Source organism: Granulicella sp. S190, from assembly GCF_009766095.1.
Lineage (GTDB): Bacteria > Acidobacteriota > Terriglobia > Terriglobales > Acidobacteriaceae > Edaphobacter.
The window spans coordinates 18,151-28,166 of record NZ_LMUD01000007.1 but is presented as its reverse complement, the minus strand read 5'-3'; the positions used below and the strand labels follow the sequence as shown (position 1 = coordinate 28,166).

The 10,016-nt window shown below is 55.3% G+C and carries 7 protein-coding genes; 4 read left to right on the top strand and 3 right to left on the bottom strand.

All coding sequences use genetic code 11. The features are described 5' to 3' along the window. The coding region (locus GSQ94_RS02170) for an MOFRL family protein (protein ID WP_305794710.1) at positions 1 to 295 on the top strand (295 nt) is incomplete at its 5' end. Here GSQ94_RS02170 and GSQ94_RS02165 read toward each other — a convergent pair. Next, positions 263 to 772: a PA14 domain-containing protein gene (locus tag GSQ94_RS02165; protein ID WP_254063556.1), complete on the bottom strand. Its 510-nt coding sequence runs from the start codon at positions 770 to 772 to the stop codon at positions 263 to 265. The genes GSQ94_RS02170 and GSQ94_RS02165 overlap by 33 nt on opposite strands. A 309-nt stretch (positions 773 to 1,081) precedes the next feature. On the opposite strand from GSQ94_RS02165, the gene xylA reads away from it, so the two are divergent. After that, positions 1,082 to 2,401: a xylose isomerase gene (gene xylA / locus GSQ94_RS02160; protein ID WP_158941681.1), complete on the top strand. Its 1,320-nt coding sequence runs from the start codon at positions 1,082 to 1,084 to the stop codon at positions 2,399 to 2,401. Between the two features lie 73 nt (positions 2,402 to 2,474). On the opposite strand, the gene GSQ94_RS02155 is transcribed toward xylA, so the two are convergent. Further along, positions 2,475 to 3,716 carry an ROK family protein gene (locus GSQ94_RS02155; protein ID WP_254063555.1) on the bottom strand — a complete coding sequence of 414 codons (1,242 nt, stop codon included), beginning with the start codon at positions 3,714 to 3,716 and terminating at the stop codon, positions 2,475 to 2,477. Between the two features lie 643 nt (positions 3,717 to 4,359). Here GSQ94_RS02155 and GSQ94_RS02150 point away from each other — a divergent pair. Together GSQ94_RS02150 and GSQ94_RS02145 are read left to right on the top strand one after the other, a co-directional pair. Further along, a complete protein-coding gene (locus tag GSQ94_RS02150) occupies positions 4,360 to 4,908 on the top strand; it encodes a hypothetical protein (protein WP_158941680.1) in 549 nt (182 codons plus the stop codon). 599 nt (positions 4,909 to 5,507) lie between these two features. Continuing rightward, positions 5,508 to 6,200 carry a RepB family DNA primase gene (locus tag GSQ94_RS02145; protein ID WP_254063593.1) on the top strand — a complete coding sequence of 231 codons (693 nt, stop codon included), beginning with the start codon at positions 5,508 to 5,510 and terminating at the stop codon, positions 6,198 to 6,200. A gap of 363 nt (positions 6,201 to 6,563) precedes the next feature. Here GSQ94_RS02145 and GSQ94_RS02140 read toward each other — a convergent pair whose 3' ends face one another. Continuing rightward, positions 6,564 to 9,332 (bottom strand): glycoside hydrolase family 9 protein, encoded by a 2,769-nt coding sequence (locus GSQ94_RS02140; protein WP_254063554.1) that lies wholly within the window; start codon positions 9,330 to 9,332, stop codon positions 6,564 to 6,566. Between the last annotated feature and the right edge of the window lie 684 nt (positions 9,333 to 10,016).

Sequence of the window (10,016 nt, the reverse complement as noted above, 5' to 3'; positions counted from 1 at the left end):
TCGAAATCAACATTTTGCGCTGTATGCTGCCACCCTGTTGCGAGCATCGGATGAGTCTGTTGCGGTGCTCTCTGCAGGTACGGATGGCATCGATGGGAACAGCTCTGCCGCGGGCGCCGCGGTGGATGAGAGGGTCTTTTCCGATGATGAAAGGCTGTTGCTCGAAGCGCGAGCCTCGTTGCGACGCTTCGACTCTGGTACCTTTTTGCATGACGCTGGGCTAACGATTATGACCGGCGCTACAGGCAACAATCTGCGTGATCTACGAATTCTGCTGGCGGCTCAGTCTGGATAAACCCTTCCGAGGTCTGGATGGGATCGGTGAGATGTGCCTTCCGGTGCAGGACTGGCAATAGGACATGATGCGAGTAATTTGGTAGTCGCCTGCTGCAGGGGCTTGTATGGTTCCAGTCCACCGCACGGAGAATGCGCCATAGTTGATCTTGCCGGGGGCTGGCGAAGCTCCATTCCAGTCGAAGTCAATCTGCTTATCAATACGGGTGACGGCGGGAGTGCCAGTGAAGTTAGCGTTGTCGAAGTATTCCGCTTTGAGACCCTCTGAGGAGGAGCCAGCAGCAGCGTGTAACTGAGTGCGCGGAACAATGATAGCGGCGTTTTCGGCATAGGGTGAGCCCTGGGCATAGAGAATCTTCGCTAGCGGAAATTTAGCGGCAACGCCATCCACGGGAAGAACAGGGTCATGAGGAATGGCGTTGTAGTTTCCTTCGATGGCGGCCAGTGATGCGGCGTTTGGTTCTATGTGCGCTATCAAGGCGAAGGGCGCGAATGAAAAACTTGCTAGAAATTGACTTCTTACGTGTCGCTTCTGCGTCTGGTTTTTTACAATATAATTTCCTGGTCGAATGAAAGCGCAGGCTGTGCCGCCTTTGCCGCAAGATTATTGACAGCAGACTAAACTAGCAATAGTTTTGACTTGAAAGAAATTCATATCTTTATTCTCTCAATCTTTCCCGTGACCGTTATTGAATACTGGAAAGAGGATAGTTATCCTCTTCGAGGATATTTAGCTTCGTCGCTTGACCTTTAGTAAGTTTCGCACTTTGTGCCAGGAGATCACTATTTGAGCCAGTCTATTTTTAGCGCGTTTCCTACGGTGAAGTACGAAGGGGAAGAGTCGCAGAGCGAGCTAGCGTATCGCTATTACGATGCAGATAAAGTTGTCCTAGGTAAACCTCTGTCGGAGCACCTTCGTTTTGCTGTTGCGTATTGGCACAGCCTTGCAATGAACGGGAGCGATCCATTTGGCGGCCCAACACTTCAACGGCCGTGGATGCTTGACGGTGATGCCATGCGTGCAGCTCGCAGCAAAGCAGACGCGGCATTCGATCTGTTTCGTATTTTAGATCTTCCGTTTTTTACATTCCATGATCGTGACGTGGCGCCAGAGGGTGATTCGCTCAAGGACTCGCTTAAAAATCTTCAAATGATGGGTGATTACCTTGCTGAGAAGATGAGTACACACAAGACAAAGCTGCTATGGGGCACGGCAAATTTGTTCTCTCATCCACGTTTTATGGCGGGCGCTGCCACGAATCCTGATCCGGAGGTATTTGCCTGGTCGGCGACGACGGCTAAACACTGTATGGATCTCACCAAGAGGCTAGGCGGCGCAAACTATGTGCTCTGGGGTGGGCGCGAAGGTTACGAGACTCTTTTGAACACAAATATGGCTCAAGAGCTTGATCAGCTTGGCCGCTTTCTTACTTTGGTCGTGGACTACAAACACAAGATTGGGTTTGAAGGACAGATTCTTATTGAGCCGAAGCCAAAAGAGCCAACGGCTCACCAGTATGATTTTGATGTTGCCACCGTCTTCGGGCTACTCAAAAGGTTTGATCTGCAGGATAAGGTTAAGGTCAATATTGAGGCCAATCACGCACTTCTTGCTGGTCATAGCTTCGAGCATGAGATTGCGACGGCGGCAGCTCTGGGTCTGCTGGGCTCACTGGATATGAATCGCGGCGATCCGCTACTGGGATGGGATACCGATCAGTTTCCCAATGATTTCCGGGCAATAACCATGGCTATGTACCACGTGATACAAGCGGGGGGCCTTGGAAAAGGCGGTTTGAACTTCGATGCGAAGGTGCGGCGACAGAGTTTTGAGCCGGAGGATATGATCCATGCTCATGTAGGCGCAGTGGATCTGTGTGCTCGAGCATTTCTAGTGGCAGCGAAGATCGTTGAGGACGGCCGCTATGCTCAGATGCTCAAGGAACGCTACTCCGGATGGCAGACGGCTCAGGCGCAGTCCATGTTCAAGGGCGAACTAACTTTAGATGAGATTGCTTCAGCCACTGAGGCGAGTGAAATCAATCCGAAGCCACGTTCTGGAAAGCAAGAGCAGCTTGAAAACTTCCTGGGCAGGATGATCTTGTAAGTGTGGTGGTGCGCAGAGGTTGGGGCGACGCAGCTCTAATTGGCAATCGTCTTATGGCGATTGCCAATTAGCTTTAAGCTCTTGTACGCACCATGTGTGTAGATCGGTTATAGCCAGAGTGACGCTGTAAGACAATTGCGGCGGCTCCTCTCAATCGGGCTAGCTCGCCGCCACTTGCGATCTCAAGTCTGGGCGGAGTTCCGGCAAGCATTGTGGCCCGGAGCTCCTCTTCCACGATAGGCCCGAAGCGGTTCCAGTAGGTAGTCAAAGCTCCCGTGATTAAAATGACCTCTGGCGAGATAGCGGCCGTGACGAGGCGAAGGCCCTTACCAAGAAAAGTAGCCTGTTTAGAGATCGCCTGAATGGCTTGTTTGTCGCCTTCTTCAGTAAGCTGAAGAAGATCATGGATAGTTCTACTCCGCGCGTCGGGGACCAGCTCAGCGTAAAAGCGTAGCGCTGCATCCGACGAAGCAAGCGTCTCCCAGCAACCGCGTAACCCGCAGCCGCAGAGTATTCCTGTTGGGTCAAGAGGAATGTGACCGAACTCTCCTGCCAATCCGTTCTTCCCTGAGAGGAGTTGGCCATTTGCGAGGATTGCGGTTCCGAGGCCTTCTGAAAGGCTGACCAGCACTGCGTTACGCACTCCGTCCATGCGTCCGAACCACAGCTCAGAGAGCAGGCAGGCGTTTGCATCGTTATCCATCTCTACCTGTAACTTTAGCTTTTGCTGCAGGACTTTCTTGATATCGAAGCCGGACCAGGTGAGATTTGGTGCGAGTATTAGCCGTTGAGTTTCGGGGTCGACTCGGCCAGGAAGACTTACTCCTGCACCTTCGAAAGTTTTGTCAGAGTGTTGATCCATAAGACTTCGCATCGCAACACCGAGTTTTGCGACTGACTGCCCGGGATCGGATGTGATCGGCGTCGCCATTTGTGCCAGGAAGCGACCGTTGAAATCTACAACAGCCAAGTGCGCCTGACGAGGCCGCACATCGGCGACGATCGTTACCAGGTTGGAGTTCAACGACAACATGGTGGGGCGTCGTCCTCGCGGTCTGCGCACGGTCTGCCCCTCGATGATCCATCGCTCGGCTATGAGCTGATCGACAATTGACGAGATAGTGCTCGGCTGAAGGCCGGACACTCTAGAGAGATCAGCCCGTGCGACTGGCTGGCGAGAGCGGACTAGCTCTAAGATGATGTCGCGATTATGCTCTCGTGCTTTTTCGCTGGAAGAGACCTCTGCATAGGCCAGATCGATCCGCTTCGATCCACGGCTGGTAAGAATCCGTTTCGGACTTTCAATAGACCTCACTAGCAACCCCTTTTTGTTTAAACCCTTGTGCGAAGTGCGGTAGGTCTTTTATAGAAGCATATAAGTTGAATGGATGTGAAACAAGCATTCTATTCAGATCTGGAGCAGACCTCTTCGCAGCGCGATGCCTTCGTCCAGTTGATACGGTTCGTATGATTCGTAAGAGCTCGTTCTTGGGTATCTCGCACTTGCGGACGCTCCCTTCGACCGCGAAGACCCTAACCTCAACTCCGCCTCCGGGGCTTGCGTCAACTGTCCACGTCGCAGCGGATACAACACTTCCCTCTTCTCGGACGTAACCGAGGGCGACCAGTGCCTCGACGGTACCTGTTATCAAATCAAGCTCACGGCACACATCGACCGAGAGATTGCAGCCCATCCCGAGCTGATCCAGATTGAGGACGGCTGGAGGAGCGCACGAGAGCAGAAACCCGGAGCCGTTCGACGCGGCTACTTCCGCGAGATCGAGAAGGGAGACGAGAACCCGGACGCAGAAACAGCCCCACGGTGCACAGCCGCGAAACTCGCAATCATCGTCTACGGCAAACGCGTCGGAACCACTATCACCGTATGCACTGACGATGACCGCCCCGTACATGACCCACGAGCAGCGGCAGAACAAGCCGCTAATCCAGCCCCGACCATGACATTCGCTCCAGAAGCCGAGACAGAGGAAGAGGCCGAGGAGCGACAGCGGATCTACGACCAACAGCGAAAGGAGTACGAGCAGGAACAGGCGCGGGAGGCCGAAGAGGGCAAACAGCAGTTTGAGCGGGGAGAGAAGGAGCGTGAGGTTGCACGCGCCCATAGAGAGAAGCAGCTCAAAGCGCGTGTATCCAAGTTCGACCGAATTCTTGAGTCAGCCCCCACCATCTTCAGCGCACCGCAGTTGAAGGTATTTCTCCGCGTCCTCGTCACTATCGACCCTTACGTGTTCGATGACGTCGCCGAACAGCTTGCCGTCGACGACGACAACAGCGATCAGACGTCAGAGGAGATTTTGTTATCTGCCATCGACGGACTACCAGAGGACAAGCTCATCGAGTTTGCTCTCCGTCTGGTCCTCACCTCACACATATCCATTCCACGCGAAGGCGGGCTCGATCTTCTCTCCGAGGCTGAAACCGCATTCGCTTACCCACAACCCAGGAAGGTCGCCAGCAAGAAGGCAAAGACAGCTACGCCGATCTAAGCCGCACAAAAGACCGCGGCCAAGAAAACGACGGCTAAAAAGCAAGCCGTAGCCTAACCCCGCAGCGGGAGTCAGCCAAACGGCTCCCTCTCCTTTTTCAAAAAGAGGAGATCATGTTTCAGTTCAACTACAAACTCAAGGTGGTCGAGCGGGTGAAGGCTAAGTGCCAACGGCATCCACGATATAACCCGAACGGGAAGGACGCGGAGGTATCAAAGGTGGATGCTCTACCTGCTTCTCTCTCTTCGACCTACATCAGGCGAGGCTTTCGCTCGACGCCGCGCACCGCGAATTTATACGAAGAGCATTGCCCTGGACTCGAGTTCGTCAGTCCCAGACTAAATCGCGGTCGCAAAGGCAGGATGCACCACCCATGCAAGATACAACCGTCTGATTCGGGACGGCGTTTGCAGCCCTGCTTTGGCACAAAATGCGAGCAATTATGTCAAAAAGTGTCGTTCTCATCTCGCTTAGCTAGTAGAGACCAAGACTCACCCAATCAAAGGCGGGCGGCAGGGCCAGTTCCTCCCTGCACCCTCCCGAGTGAGAGACCTTTCAGAAGGAGACATCAATGGAAGACCGAATCCACTGTGCGCCTTATGCTCGCTGCCATCGAGGCACCGCTCTACGATGTCGGTGTTCTTAGTGAGCGTGGCATGCTTCCGGGACTCGATGGCATCTCTGCCACTGCGGTCTTCGAAAAGCTTTCTATGGTCAAGTACCACAATGCTCATGCCTCGCACATCTATATGCGTCCATCCGAGGAACAGCGTTTCACCACACTCGACGATCTCAGCGAGTCCTCGCTCGCGAAGCTCTCGGTTGACGATTTCAACCCTTGTACTGTGGTCGAGACCAGCGCCGGCAACTTTCAAGCGTGGCTCAAACACACAAGAGTCTTTTCCAAGCTCCTCGGAACCTTCGCCGCGCAGAGATTGGCCGAGCGGTACGGCGCTGACCCCAGCACGGCGGACTGGGGAAGGTTTGGACGGCTTCCGGGCTTCACCGACTGCAACCCGAAATACAGAAAGCCGAATCGCCTCTTCCCTTTCGTACGCCTGCACAGCCACAGCGGACAACAGTACCCGATGGCCGGGGCCTTCGAGCAACAGATAACCACGCTTTACGGGGCTCGGGAGCAGGAACATCAGGCAAAGCGTCTCAAAGTTCTCTTTCTATCCGAAGGAGACCGAGGTTCTCGAACCTGTCTCCCGAGCGATTCTGAAGCTCGGCCAAGTACCGTGACCGTCCGCCGCAGCAGACATCGCCTTCCGTGTCGCAGCTTTTGCTAATGGCATGACCGAGGACCGGATCGGGTGCGCCCTTGAAGACGAGTACCTCTCTCGAGATCCCAACCCTTCCAGACGAGCTACCTACATCCGAAGAACCGTGGCGAAAGCGAGGAGATTGACAGAGCGATGCTGGCCAAAAGGTTGAGTTCGAAGGTCCTCGCATCGTCGAAACCCACAACGGAGTGAAGAGTGCCGCGATCAGCACGCCGACAACCGACGCGTTCACTCCTCAGAGTGCGCTCTGAACAGACTGCAGACCTCGAAGTGCATCCCAAAACCCTCTGTCGGTAAACCGAGCGCGTGACGGACAGGTCCAGATCCTCAAAGTTCACATATGACGAATCGGCAAGGCTGACGGCGTTTCTACTGTTTGCCCTGTTTCAATTCCTTTGTGATCGCGTCCGCAGCGTTGCCGGCCACGACCCAGCTCGCCGACCCGGCAACGACGGCTTCATCTTCGAACCAGAGGAATCCGAAGTCGTCGATGAGCTCTGGAAAATCCGGTTTGATGATGATGTATCCGGGAATGACGGCGCCCGGAATGTAAGCATTGTCGGCGCGGTTGTTGCTGTACGTCTTCGTCTTGGAGACTGTACCTACGCCAGCCACATACGAGGTGCTGGATACCGGATGCGTGCCCAGAATGTAATTGACGGCACGAAGTGTGTATTCGGGGCCGACAAGATCCGGAAACGCCTCGTGCAGGAAATACATCCGTATGGCCATGTCCACCACGGCGCCCGATCCGCCCCAGGTACCCAAGCTCGGAGGGACACCGAATGGGGTCGCGTCCAACTGCTTGTCCAGGCCAGCCATGTAGGTCTTCACCGCGTCCCGCAGTTGATCTTTCGCACCAGGGTCCAGATATGGCAACGCCCGGACTGCGGTCCAACCATGGAACTCCATCTGCTGCGGAGTGATCATCTGAGGGAACAGCTCCCTAAGACGAGACTTATAGGGCTCGGCGCCACTGGTGGCGATGGCCAATTCCAAAGCCGCAGACCAGTCCTTCCCGACGCCAAAGCGGCCACGATTGGGGCCGGCCGGCGGAGCCGCTGGGGCTGTAGGTGTGGCAGCAGTTGCGGAGGCGCTTGAGGTGATCTGTGCGTTGTGGCCGCTCCTGGCGCCAGATGTCAGACCCTGCGATGCAGCCAGCACGCCGTTTGCGGGAGCATTCTCGGGAGCGCCTCCGCCGAAATCGCCAGTCGCTGGGAACTTCGTGGGGTGAGCTTTCTCTTGATTCCATGCTTTGATCGCGGTGTCGAGGCAATCTTTCGCCAATGCGTCGTCATAACCCCTAAGCACGTCGGCCGCTGCCGCAAGAGCTGCTATAGCGTTCCACTCAAAGTATGGGTTATCGGTGGTGAAGATCCAGCGGTCGTCTGGCTTGCCGGAGTAGTCGCCCTTGACTTCGTTCGGACCGAGCTTCGGTTCATAGATGCGGCCGTCGGTCTTCGACGCTCCGTCGCCCAAGTGGGTGTATTGCCGCAAATCTGGTTCATGCGTACCGCGGATCGCATGACCGATATTGTGATACTGCGCCAGGATCAGCAGCGCGCCATGCTTGACCTGTTCGACCGTGTCCGGGACACCATCGGGACGGTGCATTTCGACCTCACGCGTGGCTTCATTTACCGTGAGCTCGTCGTATTTGAGATCGAAGGTGCGATACGCCAGAGCGAGACTCTGGATCACGCTCAGTTGCGCGGGCTCCTCGAGGTCGAAGTCACCAGCGTCATACCAGCCGCCCACATTCATCCCGGGAATGTGATCGCCGCCTTTGTACTTTCCATCCGTTGCCGTGGCCTGGTTCCAACCATCGAATTGCTCCCCTACTACAGGCGCCATACGGCCATCGTCCAAGTGCGAAGCGGCATGCCAAACGCGGTAGGCTTCGCGAACGGAGACGTGGTCCATTTGCTCCGCGATGTGATGGTCAAGGCTATCCTGCCAGATGTTCGCGTACGCGTTCTTCGAGATGGGAAAGGGCGCCGTACGCTGGTCTGCGTACTCGATCACATAGAGGCCGGGGTCCTTGACCGGGGTGAAGTCGAATTTGGAGTAGACGTAGCGCAGCCAAGGTGTGGAAGGCGTGATCCGGCCCTCAAACGCCTGCTTGTACGATCCGTCTTCCATCAAGCGCAATACTCTAGCTGTTTTGGGGCCGATGTATTTCGGGTCGAGTTCGAGCACCGCCTCCTTGAAGAAATCCGGGGCATACCCAACCTGGCTGTGCGCGATCATCGGCGGCCGCGTCCAGTCGGGAATCACGTCCGGCCGGATATGCCATACGATCGCGCCCGCGGTTTTGCCCGATGGAATAAGCGAACGCAACACAAACCAGCCGTTCTGCGCACGGTCGCGTCCGTCGAACAACATTAGGTCGGACGTCTCCGACGTAACGCTGACACGGGCCTGCGCGTCGTCGACGCCCAGGGTGATTCTCTTGCCTTCTGCAAAGGGCAGCGGCTGCGTGTATCCCTTGGCCTTGTCCCAGTCTTCCAAGTAGTAAGCCTTTTTGGGCTCATCCGGCAGTGGCAGCACTCTGACCATCGGGTCGTCCGGCGTTCGCGGGAAGGTGCCGGCTTTGCTTCCGTCCACCAGGTAGGCCTTGCCCATATAGATCGAAGGCAGGAACTCCAGGTTGAAACCCGCTCGCCCGGCCAGTTTCTCCGGCAACGGCTTATCGAGATTGATCGTGACCTGGACGCCGCCCGGTTCTGCTGCCACCTCAAGGGTGTAGCTGAGACCGAAGGCAGGGAAAGCGAGATCAGCGGTAAGTCGGCCGGTTGTTTTGTCGGCGTGGCGCCCTTTGAGGGTCGCGACCAGGTCCCATTGCTCAGGCGTTGGCATCAGGCGCACGTCGCCGTTCGTGGCAATGCGCTGATCGTGAAGAATCATCTCCATCGCCGTGTTCTTCTGGTCGACGAAGACGGGATGGTACGTGCTGTCGTAGAGAAGCACGCTGAACCCTTGCGTGTTGAGGTAATTCTTGTCGGTCACTACGGGAACCCACGCAGCTGCAGACTTATGCTGTTGTGCCGATGCCGTGGGTGCCATTGCCGACATAAGCAGAAGCAACGTCAGAAAGGGGAATACGGCGGCGAAATTGAACCTGCGGGGTGTGCGCATGTATTGTTCCGTTCTACGAAAGGGATGTCCTAGGTCAGAGTGGGGCTCGCTGGTTGATTTATTTCGCATCAAGAACTATTCAAGTTCTTGGTGGATATCCACTGTAATACAGACGCCTTTGCCTCCGCAGGCGGATTGTTTTTGTGACCGCATTCGTTTGAACTGCATACCATCCGCTCGTCATAGAGAAATAGATATAGTACCTTGTCCAATGGGATATTTTTTCCCTCGGGAAAAATGGGGTTTTCAATTGCTGCGTAGAGGTTTAACGCGCTCACGGAGCGAGAAGAACAATAGGCGAAGCTGTCCCTCGGCTAGCTTTATGAAACTTCGCTGGACCCTTACAGCTAAAGGATCGCATCGCGGATAATCGCGGGACACTCTCCGGCGTCAATGACAGCCCAGCAATTCCACTGTTCAACACAAAGAGTAGGGGGAGTAGTGACCGTGCACTCCTTACGGAGATCGCTTGATTTTGTCAGATGTCAAAGCGGGTCCGGTGCAAAGATCCACGTGGCAGAATTGGCAGCGATCTTGCGGCATCTGACGAACCGTCTTCCAACGACAAACGCCGATGATGTCGGGACTTGATTACGACGGGGAAAGTTAGGTACAGGATGTAGATGTATCTTGGTAACGTTTACCAGAAGGTATCTTTTCCGTTTACAATTGCTGGCGTATAAA

Coding starts and splice junctions, on each gene's coding strand:
- GSQ94_RS02140 (WP_254063554.1), bottom strand. CDS start 9,332: ATGCGCACACCCCGCAGGTTCAATTTCGCCGCCGTATTCCCCTTTCTG.
- GSQ94_RS02150 (WP_158941680.1), top strand. CDS start 4,360: ATGACATTCGCTCCAGAAGCCGAGACAGAGGAAGAGGCCGAGGAGCGA.
- GSQ94_RS02145 (WP_254063593.1), top strand. CDS start 5,508: ATGCTCGCTGCCATCGAGGCACCGCTCTACGATGTCGGTGTTCTTAGT.